The following is a 25,225-nucleotide window of genomic DNA, read 5'->3' on the forward strand; positions in this document are numbered from 1 at the left end:
AGTAGTTTTGGTAAATTTCACTTGTGAAAGTAAAGAGTCTACCAAGTTCTGTTAAGCGAAATTACATTTAACGAATTTTACTTAGGTGTGTTGATCGCCAATTGGTTCAATTGCAAATAGCTTTCAATATACAATTCATTATTTTTAAATCGGTTATTAAAATCCGCCGACTGATTCATCAAGTTCTCTAATGTCGTCAGCCCTGCCGTATCAGCGGTAATAATCAGGCCATACACTTTTGCTGACCGGTCAATCGCGCTGAGCGGACTTTTCCGATAATTTTTACTGTTGTAAAACGACATATCTTTTGCAGCAATGAGTACATTAGACGGATTTTCAGTGGGCTCCAATGAAAGGAACGCTTTTGCGTAAGTTGTTTGGACATCGATTTTGTGATGAAACTGGCCATAAAAAGTCACTGCAAAGTGATGCCGTGGAGAAAATAATTTGCCGATAAATTGGTGTTCTATATTGTGCGGTGATTTTGGCGCTATAGGCAAGTAACTTAGTGCTTCGGAAACCCGCAAATTCAGTTTTAATGAATCAATATCGTCAAATGTAAAGTTGTATTCTGACAAATCAAACTCAATGCCATTTACATGTTGGTTTGTATTATTGAATAATTTTCTAACTAGCATAACTTCCAAACGAGACTGGGCAAGATTTATTTTGGGATCGTATATACTGGAGCCTCGTTTTTTGAAGTCGATTGATTTGTACTTATATTGCCTGAGTTGAGCGCTGAGTTAGCATGAGAAGCCATGTCTGCGTATTGCAGTTCCGCGGCAATTTTAGCTTGGTTACTGGCGTGGTTCCAACTTGTCACCTTAGTTAAATCGACCATAAGCTCGCCAGCGTGCACAACGTTAGGCATCGCTAGCACGCCAACGAGCACAAAACCTAAACGTTTCCTAAGGCAATTCGTCGTAAGCCGAAATACGGCGCAAATACCTAAGAAATAAAATACGTTTACCTTACTGCTTTGCATAGATAATTCGCTTAGTCACCAATTAACGTCAGTTTGGAAAATACATCAGCCAACCGATAACCTAAATTTGTATCGCCATTAATCGGTTCAACCTTAGTTGATCCAATAAAATGTTCTCGGGTTTTACTGCCGTCGTTGTCACAATAAGCCAACATAAATCCAAGCACTTTTCCTTAGTGCAATGTGACAGGTTGTTTACCTATATTAGGTTTAAACGAATCGTCATAGACAGAGATTGCCATTTCCCAAATCACTTTACCGTTTTGATGACGCATCCAGCGACTTTTAATATGGTCGTTAAGCGTTAAAAATGGCGTTTTACCTGAACTGTCTTTTTCACCAATATCAACCGCTTGATTATCTAATGCAACATGATAAGCAAAGGCATTGTAATTAAACTGATGTTCACCACCTGAGGCATCTTCATCCAAAAAGACTTCCAATGTATCGTCGTCCCAATAAAACTCTAGAGGGTCTGCGATTTTATCTATAAGTACATCGTCTTCAAATTCGGCGACAAGATACAAAGCGTCTTTATCCCACAATAATTTAAAGCGCCCATTAAAATCTGACTTATCTGGCATGCCGCCTAAAATAGGTTGATCCAAATTGTGCCAAGTCGCTTTATCCCACTGTTTGTCTAATTCACCATCAATGACAATCGCCGTGTCAATGTGATGTGCCACAAAACTCGGTGTTACCGCGTCGTTAGCTGCTGTTAAGTAAGTTGCTGCGAATAGCGAACAAGTCGCAATTACCTTAGCGCTTACTTTTAACTTTGATAAAAATGTCATATTAGATCCTTAATGCTATTGATAACCTTTTCGAGCGGCTGCTTGCCATCAATATGAACCACATCTTGCTCATCGGTTGTAATTTGCTCCATTGACGACAATTGGCTGGCCAATAAATTGGGGTCAAAAAGTGAGTTTCTCTATTTTGCAATCGTTGTTTGAGTATGGGTTCTGACACTTTAAGATTAAAATAGCGGACGTCTAATCCCAATGTTCTAAATCGCTCACGATGCTTTTGTTTTAAACCGGAGTAAGCTAACACAGTGTTTTGTTTTTGACAGCGCAAAGTTGTCAAATAGGTAGACAATTTAGTTATCCATTGGTCGCGATAGTTATCGTCGAGCGGAATTCCCTGCGCCATTTGTTTTTTTGCCCATTCTGAATGAAAGTCATCCGCATCGACAAAGACACTATTGCATTGGCTTGCCAACGATTTTGCGACCGCCGTTTTACCGCTGCCACTGACCCCCATAATAATACAGAGTTTGGCCTGAGATCTTGCCACATAAGGCAATTTGATCTCTATTTTATAGGAGGTATCGGGTTTGATATTCAGTAATCTATTTTGAGCTAAAGCGCGGCCGTTACAACTAGTCTGTTGTTGTTCAATATTAGCATCTCGAATTATTTCAACGGTGAATAACGCACCGCGATATTGCCGACTAAACCCAAAGCCTTGCCAATCCGAAGGCAGTTGTGGCGATATTTCTACGCCATTTGTTAACCCTTTAAAACCACAAAGGTGCTCATTAACACAACGCATTAACCAACTAATAGTGCCTGTATTAAATAAGTTGGATGAACGCCCGGCATAGTCGGGGAATTGAAAATACGCACCACGGTAATAATTAGGCACAAAGTTCGGCAACTGATCTCGGTTTATACCACTCTCGGGTAACGCTATCATTCGAGTAAGGACATCAAATGCTTGATCGGTAAGGCCTTGCTCAAATAGGGCGTAGGCGTAAAATATGGCTGCGTGGTTATACACAGATCCGTTTTCAGACACGCCTGGGGATTTTTGTGTTATACGGCCGACATCTTCAACCATTTTGGTATAGCTTGGTGCTAACATTGTATAACCATATGGGGTTAATAAATGTTGGTTAATCTGGGTTAATGCTTCTGGCTGTTCAGCTATAGTAGTTACACCACTTAACATGGCCCACGACTGTGCATTAAGAAACATTTTTCCTTCTGCATCTTTTTCTGTACCAAACAAACGACCATCATCGGTAATACCTCGTCCAAACCACTTCCCAGATTGAAAAGCGTTCAGTGCGGCGTTGTTCAAATACTGCATAGACATTTGGTAATGGCTGTGTTTTTTCGCGTTATAGGTTGGTAAAAACTGATCACAAATTTTAACCCAGCATTTAATTGCATAAGCCGTTGCAAACGTAAGCCATGAGGATACACCTTTGCCTTTATAACCAACCATATTCATAGGGTCACACCAATCTCCCTGAGCGATTAAACTCAAGCCATTACGATCGGTATTATTTATTAGCCAATCCAATGCCTTTTCGACGTGTTCTGTGACAGTGCCAGAGGATTTTTGTCTGCATAAGCAACAACTTCATCCAATACTGAGGTATCACCGGTTTGCTCTAAATAGGCAAGTAAAACGAGAGATAACCAAACATTATGATCCGCATGTGGCACTTGATTAATGTACTTTAATTCAGCTTCGTCTGTGAGGAGGATCCCGTCGGGTAGTTCGCCGTTGGCTTGCTGCTGTGTTAGCGCGAATATCAACCGCTCTCTAGTCACTGATGGCGATAAATAGATCATCCCCATCGCGTCTTGCAAATAGTTACGAGTCTGCGGATCGGTGCTTAATCTATTAACATCGCCGTGGTAAAACGCCTTGACGTGGGAGCCAATAATTAACAACATGATTGAGCCCAACATTTGGGGAATCAAAATGTAGGTTTCCAACACACTGCTGAACATAGTTGAGGTACTCAGCTCTCACGTTGTTGAAGTATGCCAAATGGCATTTGCTTTTTATTTCTGAAATTTCTTCAATATTATTTGCAGGCCCAAATAAAAAGCATAAAGATTCGTTAGCATGTTTTTCCAAGGTCACATCGTGCTGTAATACCGCAATTGGGGTTTCGTAATTGACGGTTTTAGAGGGCAAGACACCATGTTGAATTGCATCGGGTTGGGTTAGACCACCTTCCCCGACAAAATCAGCAAAGCTGCAGCACCAGCTTGTTGCTTTTTTATCTGACATCAAAAATGTTTTATCGTTTAAATTTTTAACTGTTGGGTAGTCTTCAACCTTTTGATATGCCGTAACGCTACTCGCAACAATTGTATTTAGCTCTGGTTCAAACGTTGCCCCTTGATTCATCCACGACATATAGCCAATAGAAAAACAGGTGTATATTGATAATTTTCGCTCTGAATCATCACTGTTTTTAACGTCCAGCGACCAATACTCAAGATTGGTTTCCAAGTCTAGATTAAAGATAATGTCAAACTGCCAAGACAAGTGTTTAATTTGCCACCGCACTTCTGACATTTCCGCATTAAACACAAACGAATCTAGCGTTTTACGCATAGGTTCGTAAGGTAACGAAAATACATCGCCCGTCGCATGGTCTTTAATGTAGAAAAATCGGCCTGAGTGCTCTGTATAAAATGGCTGCTCAGGTTGAATAAAGGTTTTCGCTTCTAAATTAGGTCCATGAGAATACTTCGCAGGCTCTGGTTGCATAAATTGCGAGATCACATAACCTCGGCAATTAACCTGCGCAACCATATTTTTATTCCACAGAAAATGACTTGCTTTTGGCAGTTCTGTTGGGGAGTTTAGAGATATCGTCTTACCCTTGTTACCCCAACTTATAGGGCTCGATTGAATATACATTGATTTAGTTCGCTTTTTTAATTATCAACTGTTGTTGAATGTGATCAACTTTTTCTTTATTTAGCGGATAACGCCAAATGAAAAACACCGATAAAAATGAAAATACTGCCGGCACCAAACTCATCAATAGTACAATTCCTAACTGAGAGTCAGCCGATTGCTGCTGATTTGCAATGTACCCAAGTGAACCCAGCAGCCACCCCATCATCGCTCCTGCCAATGCGCCGCCTAATTTTTGCGAGAATGCCGCTGCGGAAAAATCATCGCGGTCGCTCGTCGACCATTTTTTAGTTCTGAGTAATCGGCAGTGTCAGCATACATAGAAAAAACCAAAGGCGATTTTGGCCCAAGGCACAAACCAATCAATATTTGAATGATAAAAATAAGCGCTAAATTATCTGCGGGAATAAAAAGAAACCAACGGACAGCACGGTGACGGCAAGCATTAAAATCAATAACAATTGTTTCTTATCTATGTACTTAACCATTATGGGCGTTAACGCTGCACCGACCATCAGTGACAACATGTAGGCTGTAGAAAAGGCCCCAATTAAGTCTTCACGACCAACAAAATACTTAAAGTAAAATGTACCACTGCTGCCACGTAATGTAATGGTCAACATTATGATAAGAGCCAGAGCGAATAAAATGATCCAAGGCTTGTTTGTTAGGAGGTCAGCAAGATCTTGCTTAACTGGCGTCGGGGTCGTTTGAATTGGTTGCACTCGTTCTTTAGTAGTAAAAATGTCGTTGCAAATAACATCGCCGCGACTGCGCCGTAGCAGGCCATTGTCAGCTGCCATCCTAGTACTTCATTGCCTTGGCCAAAATAAGCGACACACTCAGGCGTTAGATAAGCGACTAATGTACCGCCCGAAAATGCGCCTATAAATCGAAAGCTAGTTAAAGTTGTACGTTGATTTGAGTCAGATGTAATAACGCCCATAAGTGCGCCGTATGGCACATTAATAAAGGTATACGCCAACATCATAAATATATAGGTACCGTAAGCCTAAGCAAGTTTCCCGCTATCACTGGTGTCAGGAACGGTAAAGGTTAAAACTCCTGCTGCGACAATTGGGATTATGCCCCACAAAAGATAAGGACGGAATTTCCCCATTTGGTTTTAGTGCGATCAGCGAGCGCGCCCATTAATGGATCAGAGAACGCATCGACCATACGGGTTACTAACATCATGGTGCCTACTGCTGCAGCCGATAAACCAAAAACATCGGTATAAAATATAAACAAGAATACGTCAAACACCCGCCAATAAAAATTAGATGCAACATCTCCGCACGCATACCCTATTTTTTCCTTTAAACTCAATTGTTGATTGTTATCTTTTTTATCAATTGAACTTTCAATCATTTCCTCGTCCCCGCTCCATGATTTTAGTGCAAATTATTCAAACACTTTATGTAAGCGCTTACAAGATGTAATGATAAAAAGTAACAAAAAATTACTGACGATGAAATTTATTAATAAATTATGCTTGATCATTATGAAATTTTGTTTTAACTTTTTGTAAGCGCTTTCAGGAAATTTTTAAAAAACACCCAATGTAAGCGCTTCCAACCTTGGATTACATAACAACATCAACAGGAAGCAGCGAGGACAATATGAATAATAATCGCTTTGTGAAAACAAAATTAGCAACAAGTGTGTCACTTATTTTAGGTGCACTTTCAACGCCACTATACGCAGCAGACGAAACAGATGCGGACGCAGATGTCGAAGTCATACAGGTAACTGGTATTCGTGGAAGTTTAATTAAATCACAGGATTTGAAACGTTCTAGTAGTGGCGTAGTTGACGCCATTTCTGCAGAAGATATCGGTAAATTCCCAGATACTAACCTTGCAGAATCGATGCAACGTATCGCAGGTGTTTCAATTGACCGTCAAAACGGTGAAGGTAGTAAAGTAACCGTTCGTGGTATTCCACCTGAGATGAACTTAGTTACGTTAAATGGTCGTCAAATGCCAGTAACAACGGGTAACCGTTCATTTGATTTCGCTAATATTGCTTCTGAAAGCATTAGTGGCGTAATCGTAACAAAAACTGGTGATGCAGCGGTACCTACTGGTGGCATCGGTTCAGTTATTGACATTCAAACTCACAAACCTTTAGCACATGGTGGCACTAAAGCTTCATTTGGTGTTAAAGCTGTAGCTGATACTTCTACAGAAGATGGTTCAGTTACTCCTGAGCTTTCTGGTTTATATTCAACTGTCTCTGAAGACGGTAATTTTGGTGTTGCGATTTCAGCAAGTTACCAAGAACGTGAAAGTGGTAACGCTCAAGCGTTAGTTGGTACCGGTTGGCGTTCATTCCCTGGTACTGCTGATACCGATTGGTCTGGCTCAAATGCCGCATGGGGTGGTGTTGCTAAAGATGCAACTCAAACAAACCGTCCTGCAGATTCAGATGTATATTCAGTGCCTCAAACTGGTATTTATAAGTTTGAAGAACAACAACGTACCCGTACAAACGCCCAGTTGGTATTGCAATACCGTCCAATTGAGTCAGTAACGGCGACACTTGACTACACATACATGCAAAACGACATTGATGTTCAACACAATGATATTTCTGCTTGGTATAACTTTGGTACGTCAGAAAATATTTGGACAGATGGTCCAGTAGCTTCGCCATTAATCTATTCAGAAGATTACGGTGATGGTGCCGGTAATGGTCTTGCCGATTTATCAATGGCGCGTGGTTTCTCCTCGAACCGCAACGAAAGTAAGTCTCTTGGTTTGAATGTTGAGTGGCAAGTAAATTCAGATTTAAAACTAACATTTGACGCACATAGTTCTGAGGCTTCTAGAACACCAAATGGTAAGTACGGTTCTGCTGCTAATATGTCTATGGCAGCTTTTGTTCGTAGTCGAGCGGCAACTGACTTTTCAGGCGACCGTCCTATTTTAGCTGTTGATGGCAGTGAAGACGTTCAATGGTCTGATATGCGAGTAACGGGTAGTACGTTTGGTAACTCACAAGACGCGTCAGATTTATCACAACAACAAGTAAATGGTAGCTACATTCTAAACGAAAATAGCAGCATTGACTTTGGTGTATCACTAACAACAGTAAGCAACCATTCGCAAGCAGTTAACGTTCAGCGTAATGACTGGGGCGGCATGGGTGTTGATGAGCCAAGTATCTTTACTGAAGATATGTTCCCTGTAGATAGTATCCAAGATCGCTTTAATACAAGCGGCGGCAACTTCGATGGACTATCTGGTAATATGCAAGCAATCGATAGAATGTTTGTTTGGGATTTTGAAGCAATTCGCGATATCGCAGCTGTAGCATACCCAACATCTGCTGGTACAATCGAAGGTGATTGTGGCAACTTATTCTGTCCATCTACAAACTACGGCGCTGATACAGACCGTGAGACGGAAGAAGATTCTACTGCAATTTACGCCAAGTTTAACTACGAAGGCGAAATGGGCGATATGTATTATAGCTTGCATGTTGGTGCTCGTTATGAAGATACAGAAGTTGTATCAACTTCAATCGTTACAGCGCGTTCTGGCGCAACTTGGATTTCAGCTAACGAAGTAATCTTAGGTGACGGCGGACGTGTTTACCAAACACAAACTGGCGGTTATGATTATTTCTTACCAAGCATTAATTTAAACGTAGACGTAACTGACGATATTATCGTTCGTGCAGCTTATAGCCAAACAATTGGTCGTCCAAATTATAGTGATATCCAAGGTGGAACAGTTGTTGGTTCTTTAGCGAGAACGAGTGGCGGTAATGGTAGTGCCGGTAACCCTAGTCTATTGCCATTAGAGTCAACTAACTTAGATTTGTCTGTTGAATGGTATTACAGTGAATCAAGTTATTTGTCTTTTGGTTTATTCAAAAAGACACGCAAAACTATATTGCTAACGTAGTCGACAATTCTGATATCTACAACATCGCTAACCCTGATGATGGTGCAAAATATGACGCTGCTCGTGCTGCGACAGGATCTGTAGATGCAAATGTAATCCGTGACTATATCTTCGCTAACTATGCAGATGACCCGTTTGTAGATGTTGCAACTGGTGTTATCACTGGTGACCCAGCAACTGATAACGTTATGAACATGGCGATTACTGTCCCTACTAATGACGATCGTAAAACACCTATTGATGGTATGGAATTATCACTCCAGCATATGTTTGACGAATCAGGTTTTGGCGTTATTGCGAACTACACTGCTGTGAATACGGATTTATCGTACGACGTAATGGATTTGAACGACCAACCGGTATTAACAAATATCAGTGACTCGGCAAACTTCATCGCATTCTATGACGCTAACGGTTTCCAAGCACGTATCGCGTATAATTGGCGTGATGAGTTCTTATCATCACGTTACCAAGGTGATGTAGGTCCTTCTCCAGTATTTGTAGAAGCATACTCTCAAATTGACTTTAACATGAGTTATGACGTTGCCCAGGTTGAAGGCTTAACTGTCTTCTTCGAAGGGATTAACATCACTGACAACTTCACTCGTTCTCACGGACGTTCTGAAAAACAAGTGTTAAACTTAACTGAGACGGGTCCACGTTATAACTTTGGCGCTCGTTATTCATTTTAATTAAAATGGGTTAGCTTATACCTAGCCCCTTGCTAATTAAATTGTAAAGAAGTCGTTATGATACTCTTGAGTAACGACTTCTCTTTTTATCCTTTCTAAATATTTTAAAATCAAAACATTTACTTAAACGTATTAATTTTAACGTATTTTCTATACCTTATAGGTAGTTGAATTGCAGTAGGTAATGAGAGTGAAGACAGAAATAAAACGAATAGTAATAGTAGGTGGTGGCACTGCAGGTTGGTTAACTGCATGTGTTTTAGCCGCTGAACTGGATTTAATTAATTCAGACTTCTCTATTACTTTAGTTGAATCTTCAGACATTAATCCAATTGGGGTTGGGGAAGGCACTTGGCCTACAATGCGCGGTACGTTAAAAAAATCGGCATCAGTGAAAATGAATTTATTTCAACTTGTGATGCAAGCTTTAAACAAGGCTCTCAATTTATTAATTGGCAAGGCCAAACCGCAACTAATCCTGTTTATGCGCAAGATAGTTATATCCACCCTTTTACGCTGCCGCAAGATTTTCAAAACATCAATTTAGCACCGCATTGGCAAGAGTATTCTGAACAAGTTAACTTTGCTGATGCAGTTTCAAGTCAGAGTGTGCTATCAAAACTAGGAAAGCGCCTAAGTTAATTACCACTCCAGAATATTCATTTATCAGTAACTATGGGTATCACTTAGACGCTGGAAAATTTAGTGGGTTACTGAAAAAACAAGCAAAAGACAAATTAAACGTTAACCACATAATCGACAATGTTATCGCCGTCAATAATGACAAAAACGCTGATATCAGTGATATAGAAACAGAAAAAAACGGCAAAATTGCCGGTGACTTATTTGTTGATTGCACCGGGTTTGCTTCATTATTAATTGGTAAACATTACAATATCGACTTCATTTCCAAACAACACCAATTATTTAATAACACAGCCATTGCAATCCAAGCACCTTATAACGATCCTAATGACGACATAGCTTCTTGTACCTTATCCACGGCTCAATCAAATGGTTGGATTTGGGATATTGGTTTACAAAGCCGACGTGGTGTAGGCCATGTATTTTCAAGTGAACATACAAGTACAGAAAAAGCAGAACAACAATTAAGACAATATTTAACCGCTACTTTAGGTTTAAAAAAGCAGAAGAGCTTACTTCTAGGACGATTAAATTCAACCCGGGTCACAGAAAAAGTTTTGGCATAACAACTGTTTGGCCATTGGTATGTCAGCTGGGTTTATTGAGCCCTTAGAAGCTTCGGCGTTAGCGCTTATTGAACAGTCTGCTATGTTTTTAGCAGAACAATTCCCTAAGAATCGGTCTACGATGAAGATAATTGCCAAACGATACAACCAAACAACGTCACAACATTGGACACAAATAATAGAGTTTTTAAAGCTCCATTATGTTTTATCGAAACGCACAGACAGCCAATATTGGTTTGATAATGTCGCTACTGAATCTATTCCAGAGTCACTCATAGAAAACTTAGAGTTATGGCAACATCAGTATCCATATCATGCAGACCAAGTCGCTCGTAATCCTTTGTTCCCAGCAGCAAGTTACCAGTATGTAATGTTTGGAATGGGATTTAAGTCCTCGTCGATTTCGAAACGAAACAATAAAATAATTCAACAAAAAGCACAGCAATTGTTTAAAGAAAATATACAACGGACGCAGCAACAAGCAGCAGTATTAACCTCAAATCGTGAATTACTAAATAAAGTAAAAAAATTCGGGTTTGCAAAAATATAACAAAAATTAAATAGGTGCTTCATGGCAACTCAAAAATTAGTCAACAACATCGATCACAAAGACACAAAAATTATTACAGAACGTTCAGCTACTTATGGTGATGATATTTGGTTTACCCAAACCTTTCCCGCTGAATTTCGAAGTGTACAGGCCTACTACCCTATTTTTTTCACGAAAGATGAAAACACAGGTAAATTCCTTCCTGTTGCTCTGTTTGGATTTGAACAAAACGAAAATTTGTTCATTAACGACGGGCTTTGGCATGTTCCTTATATTCCTTTAATGCATGCAAGAGCACCTTTCCTAATTGGTAAACAAACACTATTAGAAGATGGCGTTGAAAAACTTCAACGAGTTTTATTTATCGATGAAAATCATCCACGAGTAAATACAGAGCAAGGTGCGCCTTTATTTTTAGAGTTTGGTGCCAATGCGCCTTATTTAGAAAACATGGCTAACATGATGGAAACATTGCATCATGGAATGCAAGATAATGACGTATTTATCGGGCGCCTTGTAGAATTAGAGTTGCTTGAATCGTTCACATTGGATGTTGAATTAAATGATAAATCTAAACACCAAATGTTAGGTTTTTATACGATTAATGAAGACAAACTTGCCGAACTAAGTGACGACGATGTGGCACAGTTACATAAAGATGGTCATTTGCAAGCTATTTATATGGCAATTGCTTCACAATCAAACGTCACGAGATTGTTACTACTTAAAAACGCGGCACTTGGTCTGTAGGTTTATGCCAAAGAAAATGCAAATTGTGTTAATAAATAAGGTCGATAATGTTAGAAATTAAGAACAAAGTCGAGGAGATCTGTTTAGCCCTTAGCGACGATTTACCTGAATCCATTATTAACACAGCAAAGCCAGTTTTAATTAGAGGTTTTATTAATCATTGGCCTTTAGTTAAAGCTGGAAAAACGTCCAACGACGATGCATTTGAATATTTGAGCAAAGCCTATAACGGTCAGCCTATTACTGCTTATTATGCACAACCTGAAGCTAAAGGAAGAATTTTTTACAATTCTGATTTTAACGGATTTAATTTTCAAAGTGCTTCGTTAGATTTACATACCGTTTTAAGTAAATTGAACGAGTTGAAAAGTGATCCTGAACCCCCTGCTGTTTACGTTGGTTCGACGAATATCAATCGACACTTTCCTGAATTAAATCTTGAGAACAAGGTAAATATCGCAGGCGTGCAACCTATTACTAACTTATGGTTGGGCAACCGAACTAAAATTTCTGCTCACTTTGATTTCCCAAACAATTTGGCGTGTTGTGCGGTAGGACAAAGACGTTTTATCTTGTTTCCCCAGAACAAGTTAAAAACCTATATGTTGGTCCCAAAGAGGCTTCACCTATGATGGACAAGACATCAGTTTAGTTGATTTTGATCAACCAGACTTAGTCAAGTATCCAAAATTTCAACACGCTATAGACAATGCTTTAGTTGCAAGCTTAGAAGCCGGAGATGCGTTATTTATTCCAAGTATGTGGTGGCACCATGTCGAAGGCTTAACGGACTTCAACGTACTAATCACACATTGGTGGCGCAATAGTTCTGCGTTTATGGGGAAACCTGACAATGCACTCGACTTAGCTATATTAAGCCTTAGAAATTTGCCGTACGAACAACGCCAAGCTTGGAAAGCCATATTTGAACATTATGTATTTGACCATAATGAAGAAGATATCCAACACATTCCTAATCATGCTCAAGGTTGTTTAACATTGCCAATGCCAGAGCTTGAAGCGCGAAAACTTAGAGCTAAATTGTTAGAACAACTAAAACGATAATGAGTCACTAATATGAACGATACTAAATCATCTATGAAACCAGTTAAAAAAGTTGTTATTGCCGGTGGTGGAACCGCAGGTTGGATGGCCGCTGCTGCCCTTACCAAATTACTCGGTAAAAACATTGATGTGACTCTAGTTGAATCTGATGCAATACCGACAGTCGGAGTAGGTGAAGCAACGATCCCAACCTTACACATTTTTCATCAATTGTTGGGAATTAAAGAACAAGACTTTATGGCTGCCACGAATGCCACTTTTAAAATGGGTATTTCATTTGAAAACTGGCGTGATGTAAAACAAGACTACATTCACTCTTTTGGCTTTTTGGGTCAAGATTGTTGGGCGGCAGGTTTTCAACACTTTTGGCTAAAAGGTCATCAACGTGGAATAGTTTCTGAAATTGGTGATTATGTTCCAGAGCATCTTGCGGCTCGAGAAGGCAGATTTGCTGTTTTAGCGAATCAACAATTAAACCATGCTTATCATTTGGACGCTGGTTTATATGCAAAATACTTACGTAACATAGCAGAACAACATGGTATTAATCGTATTGAAGGCAAAATTGATAATGTAAATTTATCTAAGCAAAACGGGTTTATTGAATCGCTGACATTAGATTCTGGAAAAATAGTTGAAGGTGATTTGTTTTTAGACTGCACAGGTTTCAGAGGATTACTCATTGAAGATGCACTGCATACGGGGTTTGACGATTGGAGTCACATGTTACCGTGCGATAGCGCAATTGCAGTGCAAACTGAAACTGTAGGCAAACCTGTGCCATATACTCGTTCAATTGCACATGATGCCGGTTGGCAATGGCGTATCCCCTGCAGAACCGCACAGGTAACGGATTAGTTTTTTGTAGTAAATATATGACCGACGACGAAGCCATCGCGAAGTTACGCGAGAACCTTGTTGGTAAGTTATTAAATGAACCTCGTGTTATCAAATTTAAAACTGGTACTCGCCGGAAACACTGGAACAAAAACTGTATCGCTGTTGGATTGTCCTCAGGTTTTATTGAACCTTTAGAATCAACAAGTATTCACTTATTCCAACGCGCAATTGTGCGTCTTATGCAAATGTTCCCAAGTAAGGGGATTAATCAAGCCGATATCGAAGAGTTTAATGCCCAAACTAAGTTCGAACATGACAATATAAAAGACTTTATTATTTTGCACTATCATTTGACAGAACGTGAAGACACTCCTTTTTGGCGTTATTGTAAAACCATGGAAATTCCAGATTCACTGCAACATAGAATGGATTTGTTTAAACAATCGGGACGAGTATTTAAACGCGCAGAAGAATTATTTGGTGAAACATCTTGGGTTCAAGTTATGTTAGGTCAAGGTCTAATGCCTGAACAATATCACCCAATTGTTGACCAAATGGATGATGCGGAATTAGATAACTTTTTAACGCATATAAAAAGCAGTGTAAAAAGAAAGTCGCCGCGTGGCCAGATCATTATGATTTCTTAAAACATTATTGTAAAACGTCTGTTTAGGCAATTAGTCATGACGTCTGTGCTTTTTACTCAAAATCCTCTAATGGAAGTAAATGTGATGAAGGTTGGCGTTGAACAAACGCCAATTATCGTCATTGATAACTTCGCAACAAACCTCGATGACATCAAAAAATTCGCTAAGTCACAAGCCGTATACACCCCAGATACAGACACTTTGTATCCAGGTATTCGTAGCCCTCTTCCTGAGCCATATATCATTAAATTGCTACAAGCGATTTATCAACCTTTGTATGGCATTTATGGAATCGACCTTAGTAAACGTTTGAAACCACTGAATTCATTTTTTTCATTGTTGACTCTGCCACCTGAAGATTTACATTTGTTACAACGAATGCCTCACTTTGATACAAACAATCAATATTGTTTCGCAGTGTTACATTATTTATCAAATGGCCAACATGGCGGAACAGGGCTATACCGACATAAACCAACACAATTTGAACGTATTACCGATAAAAGATACGAACATTATATCAATAGCGCTAAACAGTTTATTCAAACGAACGGTGAACCTGCTCAAGGTTATATAACTACATCTACTGATCATTTTGAGAAGTATTATGAAGTGAAATACAAACCTAACCGTCTGGTGATATACCCGAGTAATTTGTTACATTCGGTTAATGTAGATAAAGAAAGAGATCTCTAGCGACCCTGAAGAAGGCCGACTTACTGCCAATATTTTTATCGAGTTTAAAGAACTTACGTAACCAAGATTTGCATATTCTTCATCAATTCCCCATCATTTAACAGCGAGTATTCAACGATACTAGTCAACTACACAGAATGATTAATATCATTTATGACACGATTGAATGGGCAAAATTTTCTTATCAATGCTAACGATTCTTCAAGTTACATCACGGTGGCAAACTAAAATAGATGTCAATGGGAGGACATCTCACGGCAAACTTATTTATAAGTGTTCAGTAGTACTTTGCCGTTGCCGTTACCTTTACCTTTACCTTTACCTTTACCTTTGCCGTTACCTTCATATAGATGATGGCCGATAGTGAGCTGCCAGTTAATTTTTTTAGTTAAAATTTGGACAGTTTAAATCCATCATTTACAACTTCACTACATTTGCTTTTAGTTATTAATTCGAGCAAAAAAACACCTAATCTAAAGCTTTAGACTAGGTGTTTCACACACAACTTTTGTTAAACCTATGCTGCTATCAAATCAGTACAGATTTATTACTATAATGACTACTGACAAGATAATGTTGCTGCTTTTGCCGTATTCGGTTTAAACATAATATCTGCAAGTCCAATGCGTGTATCGCCCGTCAAATTCATTTCAAATGGTTTAACAACCTGACTGAAATTAACACCCGCGTTTGCGAAACACTGCAGATCAATTGACAGAGGTTGCCAGCTGTCTTTAGGCAGTTCTGAAATTAACTCTGTAATGTCTATTCCGGTATGGCAACTACCGGCTACGTCACCAGTACCTTCACAATTCATAAAGATATTTGCCGTTGCGTCGGTAAATTGTTGAACATTAACCAGCAAATGCAACGCAGAGTTCGCAGAAAGATCATTCGATAAATCTTCTCTAAAGTAACTTTTTGCAACTACGTGTAGCCCTGAAGTTTGCTTACCTTGAGTTGTCAGTAAAACAGAATCTTCTTGAACATTACGGTCAATCGTTCGGTAAGTCAGGCTTCCAACTTTATGGCTACTTGCATTTACATCCATTTCTTTATGATTTGACAATAACTTCAAATACCATGGTTTGTGCATCGTACCGTCGAAGAAAACTCGAGTTTCAACCTTTGACAGATCCATATTCAAGACTTCATTTAAATTGTCAGATAACACATTTTCATCGCCATAAGTCAAACCAAACCCGTATGGTAACAGTGGTGCATAGTCTTTATCGTTACGGTTTACGGTAGTTTGATCAGGAGTCTTAGGCCACGAATAAGATAATTTGCCTTTGAAGTCATGGTTTACAGAACCGTCTTTTTTAGTAAATAAAACATCTGCTACCGCTTTACCTTCAGAACTAAAGTAACCAAGCCGCTACAAACGCATTAGATGCATTAAGTTCGGCATTGACCCACATAGGTCGACCCGAAATAAACACGGATACTACTGGAATACCTTGTGCTTTTAAGCTTTTTAATAACTTAAGATCAGATTTTGACCCACGTTGATAATCCAAATTTTCTCTATCCCCGTGCCCTTCCGCATATGGGTCTTCACCAAATACTACAATCGCAACGTCAGGTTTAGTGGTAAATTTACCTTCAACACTTAAGGTTGTTTTACCACCAGCGGCATTAACCTGTTGTTTGATCCCAGAATAAATTGAGCTGCCCCTAGGAAAGTCATTATTGGTGTTATTAGTTCCTTGCCAAGTAATTGTCCAACCGCCTGATTGTTTACCGATATTATCGGCAGCATCACCGGCAACTAATACATTTAGTTTTGGCGATAATGGCAACAGGTTGTTTTTATTTTTTAGCAAGACTAAAGATTCTCTGACAGCTTGTTGTGCGATTCTACGATGTGACTCTTGACCAATAAGTTCTGTTTTGCCCGAAAATTTACGATTTGCAGGACTTGGTTTTTCAAATAAACCAGCACGCATTTTTACTCTTAAAATACGTGTAACGGCATCGTCGATACGACTCATCGCAATAACGCCATCTTTAACTTGTTGAATCGTATTGTTATACAAAGGTTTCATAAGCATCGGTCGGAACCATAAAGATATCCAAACCGGCATTGACCGACTGTGGACAACTTTCATTTGTACAACCTTTAACTTGCCCATGACCATTCCAGTCACCTACTACAAAACCATCAAATCCCATTTGATCTTTTAACACGTCAGTTAACAAATATTTACTACCGTGTAATTTATCACCGTGCCAGCTGTTAAACGACGCCATAACAGACTGAGCTCCTGCCGTTAAACCACCGACATAACCCTGCGCGTGGATATCAAACAATTCTTGCTCAGACGCAATATTGTCACCTTGGTCATCACCCTTCTCGGTTCCACCGTCACCTAAAAAGTGTTTAACGGTACTAATAACACGGTTATCACTTAAAAATCTTTATTTGCATGGCCCTGAAGTCCTTTAACTATTGACGCAGCGTATGAGCGAACTATTTCTGGATCTTCAGAATAACCTTCATATGTGCGTCCCCAACGGTCGTCTCTTACTACTGCAACGGTAGGTGCGAACACCCAGTCGATACCAGTAACCATGACTTCAGTCGCTGTGGCTTTGGCAATTTGTTCAATTAAGTCTGGGTTATTTGTCGCGCCTAACCCGATATTGTGTGGAAACAAGGTCGCACCGATGACATTGTTATGGCCATGTACCGCGTCCGTTCCCCACATTGTTGGGATTTTTGAACCGTCAAGTGAGTCGTCGATTGACGCTTGGTATAGTTCTTCAGCAAACGCAATCCAGTCAGCAGGTGTGGAGTGTTTATTGTTGTTCGGAAAACCACCGCCACCATTGAGGTATGAACCAAAACCGTATTTCCGCATATCCTCAACGGTAATATCGCGAATTTCAGGCTGGATCATCTGTGCGACTTTTTGCTCCAATGTCATTTTACTTAACATTGATTTCACACGATTTTCAATTTCAGCGGTTTGTTTAACTTCAATGTTTAACTTTGGCCAAATTTTAGCGGCATCCGCACTATTCGTTTGTGAAGGCTCGGCTTTCTCATTACTTCCTGAACAAGCAGCCAAAATTGCGCATAAGGCTGCGGTAGTCGTGTATTTAAATTTATTCATCATTATGAAGTTACTCGTACTTATTTATTCAAATTTGGTTCAATTGATTCATCAGATCCAATTGTTTCGCTTGGACGACTGCCTATTAATCCGTAATAGGCAATGTAGCCGTAACAAACAATAGGTAAAATAAAGGACATGTGGACGCCAATAATATCGGCTAAAAACCCTTGCACTACTGGAACAATTGCACCACCTACAATTGCTAAACATAAGATCCCAGAGCCTTGGCTAGTGTGTTTACCCAAGCCATTCAGCGCAAGACTGAAAATAGTTGGAAACATAATTGAATTACATAAGCCGACTAACAATATTGACCACATGGCTAACGCGCCAGTACTCACTAATGTGATAAAGATTAATAGACAGGCAAGCGTAGCATTAAATGCCAATGCTTTGCCCGCAGGAATTTTCTGCATGACGGCTGCGCCAATAAATCGCCCAACCATTGCACCGCCCCAATAATAGGTCAAGTATTTGGCTGCCTCAAGTTCTTCTAAACCCGCAATATCGGCTTCACCAAAAAAGTTAACTAAAAAGCTACCTATAGACACTTCAGCACCAACATAAACAAAAATACCAAGGGCACCTAAAACTAAGTGTTTATATTGCCATGCAGAACCTTCGATAACTTCGTCACTTTCAGTTTCAGCAGACGCTATGTGAGGTAATTTTAAGTAAGCAAATATCGCTGCAAGGATTAGTAATGCGGCTGTTAAACCTAAATAAGGAATTTGAACTGACTCAGCTGATGTTGCAATTTCATTAGTCGCCTGCCCAAGGATAAGCAGTGCGCCAAAATACGGAGCGATTGTAGTGCCAAACGAATTGAACGCCTGAGTAAGTGTGAGTCTCGACGAAGCGGTCTCCGACGGTCCTAACAATGTTACATACGGATTCGCGGAAACTTGCAAGATAGTAATACCACTGGCAAGCACAAATAGTGCACCTAAAAATACTGGATAACTATGGCTAGATGCCGCTGGGTAAAAAAGTAAACAACCGCAAGCTGCCACAACAAGACCTGCAACAATGCCTTTTTGATAGCCCAGTTTTTTGACTAAGTTACCTGCTGGCAACGAAACAATAAAATAAGCGCCGAAAAAACAAAATTGCACCAACATTGATTGCATGTAATTTAAATCGAATACCGCTTTTAGATGAGGAATTAGTATATCGTTTAAACAAGTTATAAAGCCCCACATAAAAAATAGTGATGTGAGAGCTGACAACGCAAAACGGTGATTACTCCCGTTATTGTCTACTGAACTTAATGAACCGTTCGCAGGCGCTGAAATTGCCATACGTATTCCCCTTTATTATTTTTTTAGTTAAAAAATTGTAAGCCGATAACAAAATTCGGTATTGACGAATCAAAAATATCAATTTAATCTAACCCAACTTTGTAAGCGCTTTCATTAATAATAAACTTGTCTGCAACATAAGTTCAAGTCTTTTTGTAAGCGCTTACTAAATAACTTGATTTTACCTTGAAAAACGCGATGAAGCGGACTTTACACCAGACCAATGGGTACCTTTGATGAACAAAATAACTTTGCCAATAACGTCACCAATGATGAAACGCCAATTTACATTTGGTGTGGCAACCGCATCTTTTCAGATTGAAGGTGGTATCGAACATCGTCTTCCATGTATTTGGGATACTTTTTGTGATACAGATGGAAAAATTGCAGATAGTTCAAATGGTAAAATTGCCTGTGATCATTTTAATAAATGGCAGGACGATGTTGAGCTAATTAGTTCGCTTGGTGTTGATGCCTACCGCCTTTCCATCAGTTGGCCTCGTGTTATAAAACAAGATGGTACATTGAACGAAGAAGGTGTTAGTTTTTATCAAAACTTAATTGATGGCCTTAACGCGAAAAACATTAAAGTATTTGCCACACTTTATCATTGGGATCTGCCACAACATTTGGAAGACCAAGGTGGTTGGTTGAATAGAGAAACAGCCTATAAATTTGCTCAATATGTAGATCTAATTTCAAAAGAGCTAGGCGAAAAAGTTCATTCTTACGCAACATTTAACGAACCATTCTGTTCGGCATTTTTGGGGTATGAGATAGGTGTTCATGCACCTATAGTAAAACCGGTAAAGCAAATGGTCGTCAAGCGGCGCACCACATATTGTTAGCCCATGGGCTAGCAATGCCAATTTTACAAAAAAACTGTCCAAATAGCCTTAATGGCATCGTTCTTAACTTTACACCATGTTACGCCGCAAGCGATTCCGACGCGGACAAGCAAGCTGCAGAATATGCCGACCAATATATCAATCAATGGTACATAAAACCTATCATGGATGGCGCCTATCCGAGCATCATAGATAAACTTGGCAACGATTGGGCTCCTGATATGCAAGAAGGTGATTTGGCAATTATTAATTGCCCAGTGGACTTCCTTGGCATCAATTATTATACCCGCCTGTTGTATTCTGCACCGACCCAAGACGGTGAGTTTTACACTGAACACGACCATTTGTTTCCACGTACAGATATTGGCTGGGAAATTTATCCAAAAGCACTAACGGAACTGCTCGTTTCACTAAACTCAAAATACACACTACCACCGGTTTACATTACAGAAAATGGTGCTGCGATTGCAGACCAAATGGTTGACGGTATTGTCCAGGATACTGACCGTATTAATTATTATAATGGCCACCTTAACGCAGTAAACGATGCGATAGCCGATGGTGTAAATGTCGTGGGGTATTTTGCGTGGAGCCTAATGGACAACTTCGAATGGGCAGAAGGTTACCTTAAACGATTTGGCATTGTTTATGTCGATTACGACACTCAAGTAAGAACCATTAAACAAAGTGGTCTTGCATATAAAGACTTGATAACCTCTCGGGGTGAATAGTTAAAAGTAAAACTAAATAAGCTCAGTACAAGCCAACTACAATAAAAATAAATGGAATGACAATGCAACTAGCCCTTAAAGAAAAAATTGGATACGCGCTCGGCGACGCCGCAGCAAACTTAGTTTGGCGAGGCGCGCTTGCATATTTAGCCGTATTCTATACCGATACATTTGGGTTAACGGCAGCGGCGGCAGCCATGCTGTTTTTAGTTGTTCGGCTTACAGACGGAATTACCGATATAATCATGGGTATGATCGCCGATAGAACCGACACAAAATGGGGTAAATTTAGACCTTGGATTTTGTGGTCAACGCCATTTTTAGCGCTATTTATGGTGCTGTGTTTTACCACGCCAGACTTTAGTTACGACGGTAAATTAGCGTTTGCGTACGTGACTTATATTGGCTTAACGTTAGCTTATACTGTAAATAATGTCCCTTATTCTGCATTGATGGGCGTCATGACAAATGATGACAAAGAACGAACAAGTCTATCTGGATTTAGATTTGCAGGTGCATTTTTAGGTGGTTTGTTTGTAATGGGCTTCTTACCTCAACTCGTTGAATACTTTGGTCAAGGTAACCAGCAACAAGGTTACCAATACACTATGTATTTATTTGCCGCTTTTCTTCTTGTGTTAATGGTCATAACGTTTTCCACTACTCAAGAGCGAGTTAAACCTGTAGCCGATAATAATAGCGGTTCATTAAAATCAGAATTAAAAGATTTAAGTAAAAACCTACCATTTATCATTTTACCGCTACTCGCGACCACCTTGTTCTTCTACTACCGTAACTTGCCAACAGGCCTGTTTTTTGTAGCGGTTGTGGTATTTTGTCATTTCGCAATAAAACGCTTGCTGAGTTCTGATCACTCCAATCTAACCCGCAGTCAGCAAGACATGATTGACTTATTAAATAACAAACCATGGTTAATATTACTCGGTATGGGCTTTTTAACCATGATGTTTAATGGTATTAAATATGGCGTAATTGCCTATTATTTTAAATATTTTGTCGGTGACGAAATACTCGCTGGCCAATATTTTGTTGGACTGTTAGTTGTCAGTATTTTGGGTGCTTTGAGCACAAGTACTCTAGCGAAATGGTTTGGTCGTAAGCAGTTGTTTATTGGCGCGCTGATCATCAGCAGCCTATTAACTGGCGCCATGTTCTGGATCCCAGAAAAGTCCATCGTACCGGTATTTTTGTTGGGTTGTTCTGCTGAGTTTTTTGCTGCAATTATGCCAACCTTGTTTTTCTCAATGCTAGGCGACTCTGCCGACTATTCTGAATGGAAAAATGGGCGCAGAGCAACAGGACTGATTTATTCCGCTGGTACATTTGTTCAAAAAACAGGCGGTGGTTTTGCCGGTGCACTTGTGCTCCTAGTATTGTCAGGTTATGGCTATGACGGTATGGATGCTGCAACAATTGAAGACTCACTGCTAAGGCATGCAATGGCTGATGAGTTGGATCCCTGCGGCATTCGGGTTTATCGCAGCGGCACTAATGATGTTTTATCCTCTTGACGATAAGATGCAGGAAAAAATGACAAATGATTTATCAGAAGCACGTTTGGCTAGTTAACCGTTAAAAGAAAGGGTAAACTCACGCTGAATTTTTTAAGGATTTGATAGTGTAATGGCGACAATTTACGAAGTTTCAGAACTGGCTGGGGTATCATTGGCTACCGTATCTAGGGTTATGAATGGCTCTAGTAATGTAAGTGATAAAACACGAAAAAAGTCGAAGCCGCAATGAGTAAATTGGGTTATCGTCCGAATTCTATTGCCCAGTCCTTAGCTTCAAATCGCTCTAACAGTATCGGTGTAATGATACCTGAGTTAAAAGGCCCATTTTTTGGGTTCTTAATGAGTGGGGTTGAAACCCAACTTAGAAAAGCCAACAAACACGTTATTTTTACCGCGGGTCACAGCGAAGAAGCAACTGAAAAAGACGGCATAGAGTTTCTATTAAGCCGAAATTGCGATGCGTTAATTCTGCACGTTGAAGCGGTAACTGATGAATACTTAGTCGAATTATCTAAAAGCAAGATCCCAGTTGTTATTATTAACCGCGTTGTGGAAGAAATTAAAGACTTGTGCATTTACTTAGATAATCGCGTTGGTGGCTATTTGGCTGCCAAAGCAATTATCGAAAAAGGCCACAGGAACATTGCTTATATTTCTGGACCAACCTGGAAAATAGATTCCAATGACCGATTATTTGGTCATAAAGCCGCACTAGAAGAGTCTGGCATCGAATTTGATGAAGACCTGCTCTATCGCGGCGACTTTATTCAAGAAAGCGGCAGTATTGGTTTAAGTGAGCTTATTCATAAAAACAAACCGTTTACTGCACTGATTTGTGCTAATGACGAAACGGCCTGTGGTGCTATGGCTATGGCACGGAAGTTAGGTATGGATTTACCAGAAAACCTCTCAATTGTTGGGTTCGATAATATTTTATACGCAAGCTACTTATACCCGACACTAACGACACTCAATTATCCTGTATTTAATATGGCAAAAATGGCTGTAGATTTAGTGCTCAAAGAAGTTTATCAATTTGAAAATATTGAGATTACCAATCAATTTTCGCCAAAACTTGTGGAACGTAATTCTGTCATTCCATTTACCGAATAATATTGATTATGTAAGGGTATTGTCGGCTTAACGTTTCGATACAACAAAAGGCACTACCCGAAATTACAGATAATGCCCTGTTGCGTCTTGCTTTAGTCTAAACGCGCCATTATCTTATCCAAACCTTGCTTAGACAACTTCACAGAATCTAATTCAGTTAATCCAGCAGGGTATTCTTCTTGCTCAACAACTATCCATTTTGTGCCGCCTACCGCCATATTAGTTTTGATCAGTGTTGCCCAATCATAGCCATCATCACCTAAAATAACAGACTCCGGTTGACCGTCTTTTGTTCTAACTTTGTAATGAGTCGTTAATGTACGATTTGGGTATTTAGTCACAAAATTAACCGCATCTTTTTTAGAATAATTAACCCAGCCAACATCGAGTTGCAGCAAAAATGAGTTGTTGGTGTTTTGGGCAATGTAATCCCAATAGGTTTCGCCTTGAAACTCGTTAAACTCTTGGTCATGATTATGGTATCCAAACACCATATTTCGTTCGGTCACTTTAACTTGGATTGCATTAAGCTGCGCCACCATCTCTTTAACATCGGTTGGGTGCCAAGCGCGTTCATCCCAAGGAACTATAAGCAATTTTGCGCCTAACGTTTGATAGAAATCCAAAGTACTATCAATATTCGCATTAGACAACGCGTCGTAGTTAACATGCGCACCACTCGCTGTTAAATTTAATGAATTCAAAAACTGTTTTAATCCTTTTGCATCACCTGCGTAGGGCCCAAAATTGCCAGCAAACTCTACTCCTTCAAATCCCATATCTGATAACTTTTGAAGTGTCCCCTTAAAGTCATTAGTGAGTGCGTTTTTGACTGACCACAGTTGTACACTTATTTTCGGCAAGTCTTGCTTGGTAACATTTGGCTCAGTTGACTTACTACACCCTAAGACAGTTAGTACCGTTACCAGCGATAAAATCACTTTCAGATTAAAAAATTTTTTAGTATTCATTTCTACCCTTTTGAATAAACCATTTTTACGAAACGATAACCTTATTAGTCCCAGAAACTGTAACAATACAGTGCTAACGGAAATAGACGAGTTAGCATTTTTATAAAAACCACTTTTGATACAAATTAGCTTATCGTGCATCCTGTATTTTCGTTACGATAAATTAGGCTATCGATGAAATAAAATCAGCGTATTAACATTATTGCAGGTCGGCCATTTTCTAAATTAAAGACATGTTTTTAACTCAATTAGCTTGAGTTAACTGCGTTCATTTTTACTATTTCATCGTTTTACGTTATGTTATTTTTTCGCCATATTTACTTATAGTGATTATAACCATAAGTTACTCATACCTGATTAATTTAAGCTGAACAAATTAGTCAGGCAGAGCTGCCCTTTTCTTCCCGTTGGGGGTAGCTCGACTAAATTTTACTTACACATATGTATCACCTAAATTGCCATTTACGAAGTGAAGTGTAGTCTGCTCTATTTGAAGGCAAACAACAGCGATACGTGCTAAAAACTCGATGGCATTTGCAAAATTGCATGAGTAGCATTTGAACATTTAGACGTAAA

The 25,225-nt window shown here is 39.5% G+C and carries 16 protein-coding genes and 9 pseudogenes; 12 read left to right on the plus strand and 13 right to left on the minus strand.

Annotation, left to right across the window (positions count from 1 at the left end):
- Positions 1-77: 77 nt before the first annotated feature.
- The 10 genes and pseudogenes from PN838_RS05620 to PN838_RS05670 form a co-directional block, all read right to left on the minus strand.
- On the minus strand, positions 78-647 hold the full coding sequence (locus PN838_RS05620) for a hypothetical protein (protein ID WP_272179987.1): 570 nt from the start codon (positions 645-647) through the stop codon (positions 78-80).
- 17 nt (positions 648-664) lie between these two features.
- Entirely contained in the window at positions 665-988 is a 324-nt protein-coding gene (locus PN838_RS05625; RefSeq protein ID WP_272179988.1) for a hypothetical protein, read from the minus strand.
- A gap of 11 nt (positions 989-999) precedes the next feature.
- Entirely contained in the window at positions 1,000-1,143 is a 144-nt protein-coding gene (locus tag PN838_RS26075) for a hypothetical protein (protein WP_334313287.1), read from the minus strand.
- A gap of 18 nt (positions 1,144-1,161) precedes the next feature.
- Complete coding sequence (locus PN838_RS05630; protein ID WP_334313288.1) at positions 1,162-1,782, minus strand: sugar-binding protein; 621 nt, start codon at positions 1,780-1,782, stop codon at positions 1,162-1,164.
- Position 1,783: 1 nt separating this feature from the next.
- Complete coding sequence (locus PN838_RS05635) at positions 1,784-3,301, minus strand: GH36-type glycosyl hydrolase domain-containing protein (protein ID WP_272179989.1); 1,518 nt, start codon at positions 3,299-3,301, stop codon at positions 1,784-1,786.
- Positions 3,289-3,681 (minus strand): GH36-type glycosyl hydrolase domain-containing protein, encoded by a 393-nt coding sequence (locus PN838_RS05640; RefSeq protein ID WP_272179990.1) that lies wholly within the window; start codon positions 3,679-3,681, stop codon positions 3,289-3,291. The genes PN838_RS05635 and PN838_RS05640 overlap by 13 nt, the downstream gene beginning before the upstream one ends.
- Positions 3,629-4,555 (minus strand): hypothetical protein, encoded by a 927-nt coding sequence (locus tag PN838_RS05645; protein ID WP_272179991.1) that lies wholly within the window; start codon positions 4,553-4,555, stop codon positions 3,629-3,631. The genes PN838_RS05640 and PN838_RS05645 overlap by 53 nt, the downstream gene beginning before the upstream one ends.
- Positions 4,556-4,667: 112 nt before the next feature.
- Positions 4,668-5,029, minus strand: a pseudogene (locus PN838_RS27035) (MFS transporter).
- A 23-nt stretch (positions 5,030-5,052) separates the two neighbouring features.
- Positions 5,053-5,654, minus strand: a pseudogene (locus PN838_RS27040) (MFS transporter).
- 92 nt (positions 5,655-5,746) lie between these two features.
- Complete coding sequence (locus PN838_RS05670; RefSeq protein WP_272179995.1) at positions 5,747-6,034, minus strand: MFS transporter; 288 nt, start codon at positions 6,032-6,034, stop codon at positions 5,747-5,749.
- Between the two features lie 251 nt (positions 6,035-6,285).
- Between PN838_RS05670 and PN838_RS05675 the strand changes: the two are divergent.
- The 9 genes and pseudogenes from PN838_RS05675 to PN838_RS05700 all read left to right on the plus strand — a co-directional run bounded on the left by PN838_RS05675 (position 6,286) and on the right by PN838_RS05700 (position 15,028).
- A pseudogene (locus PN838_RS05675) lies at positions 6,286-9,269 on the plus strand (TonB-dependent receptor).
- Between the two features lie 184 nt (positions 9,270-9,453).
- Positions 9,454-9,911, plus strand: a pseudogene (locus PN838_RS27045) (tryptophan 7-halogenase).
- A gap of 23 nt (positions 9,912-9,934) precedes the next feature.
- A complete protein-coding gene (locus PN838_RS27050; protein WP_370661092.1) occupies positions 9,935-10,480 on the plus strand; it encodes a tryptophan 7-halogenase in 546 nt (181 codons plus the stop codon).
- 19 nt (positions 10,481-10,499) lie between these two features.
- On the plus strand, positions 10,500-11,030 hold the full coding sequence (locus tag PN838_RS27055) for a tryptophan 7-halogenase (protein WP_370661006.1): 531 nt from the start codon (positions 10,500-10,502) through the stop codon (positions 11,028-11,030).
- A gap of 21 nt (positions 11,031-11,051) precedes the next feature.
- Positions 11,052-11,780, plus strand: coding sequence for a SapC family protein (locus PN838_RS05685; RefSeq protein ID WP_215962212.1), 729 nt, complete (start codon positions 11,052-11,054; stop codon positions 11,778-11,780).
- Positions 11,781-11,827: 47 nt separating this feature from the next.
- Entirely contained in the window at positions 11,828-12,412 is a 585-nt protein-coding gene (locus PN838_RS26080; RefSeq protein ID WP_334313290.1) for a cupin-like domain-containing protein, read from the plus strand.
- A 10-nt stretch (positions 12,413-12,422) separates the two neighbouring features.
- Positions 12,423-12,845 carry a cupin-like domain-containing protein gene (locus PN838_RS26085; RefSeq protein WP_334313481.1) on the plus strand — a complete coding sequence of 141 codons (423 nt, stop codon included), beginning with the start codon at positions 12,423-12,425 and terminating at the stop codon, positions 12,843-12,845.
- A gap of 33 nt (positions 12,846-12,878) precedes the next feature.
- Positions 12,879-14,358, plus strand: a pseudogene (locus tag PN838_RS05695) (tryptophan halogenase family protein).
- Positions 14,359-14,368: 10 nt separating this feature from the next.
- Positions 14,369-15,028: a DUF6445 family protein gene (locus PN838_RS05700; RefSeq protein ID WP_272179996.1), complete on the plus strand. Its 660-nt coding sequence runs from the start codon at positions 14,369-14,371 to the stop codon at positions 15,026-15,028.
- A 559-nt stretch (positions 15,029-15,587) separates the two neighbouring features.
- On the opposite strand, the pseudogene PN838_RS05705 reads toward PN838_RS05700, so the two are convergent.
- Both PN838_RS05705 and PN838_RS05710 read right to left on the minus strand, forming a co-directional pair.
- Positions 15,588-18,150 (minus strand): annotated as a pseudogene (locus PN838_RS05705) (glycoside hydrolase family 3 protein).
- Positions 18,151-18,167: 17 nt separating this feature from the next.
- Complete coding sequence (locus PN838_RS05710; RefSeq protein ID WP_215962216.1) at positions 18,168-19,451, minus strand: sugar MFS transporter; 1,284 nt, start codon at positions 19,449-19,451, stop codon at positions 18,168-18,170.
- Between the two features lie 236 nt (positions 19,452-19,687).
- On the opposite strand from PN838_RS05710, the pseudogene PN838_RS05715 reads away from it, so the two are divergent.
- The 3 pseudogenes from PN838_RS05715 to PN838_RS05725 all read left to right on the plus strand — a co-directional run bounded on the left by PN838_RS05715 (position 19,688) and on the right by PN838_RS05725 (position 23,678).
- Positions 19,688-21,030: pseudogene (locus tag PN838_RS05715) on the plus strand (GH1 family beta-glucosidase).
- A gap of 56 nt (positions 21,031-21,086) precedes the next feature.
- A pseudogene (locus PN838_RS05720) lies at positions 21,087-22,620 on the plus strand (MFS transporter).
- 54 nt (positions 22,621-22,674) lie between these two features.
- A pseudogene (locus PN838_RS05725) lies at positions 22,675-23,678 on the plus strand (LacI family DNA-binding transcriptional regulator).
- Between the two features lie 92 nt (positions 23,679-23,770).
- Here PN838_RS05725 and PN838_RS05730 read toward each other — a convergent pair.
- Positions 23,771-24,649 (minus strand): sugar phosphate isomerase/epimerase family protein, encoded by an 879-nt coding sequence (locus tag PN838_RS05730; RefSeq protein ID WP_272179997.1) that lies wholly within the window; start codon positions 24,647-24,649, stop codon positions 23,771-23,773.
- Between the last annotated feature and the right edge of the window lie 576 nt (positions 24,650-25,225).

Source organism: Psychrosphaera algicola, assembly GCF_028401425.1.
GTDB classification, from domain to species: domain Bacteria; phylum Pseudomonadota; class Gammaproteobacteria; order Enterobacterales; family Alteromonadaceae; genus Psychrosphaera; species Psychrosphaera algicola.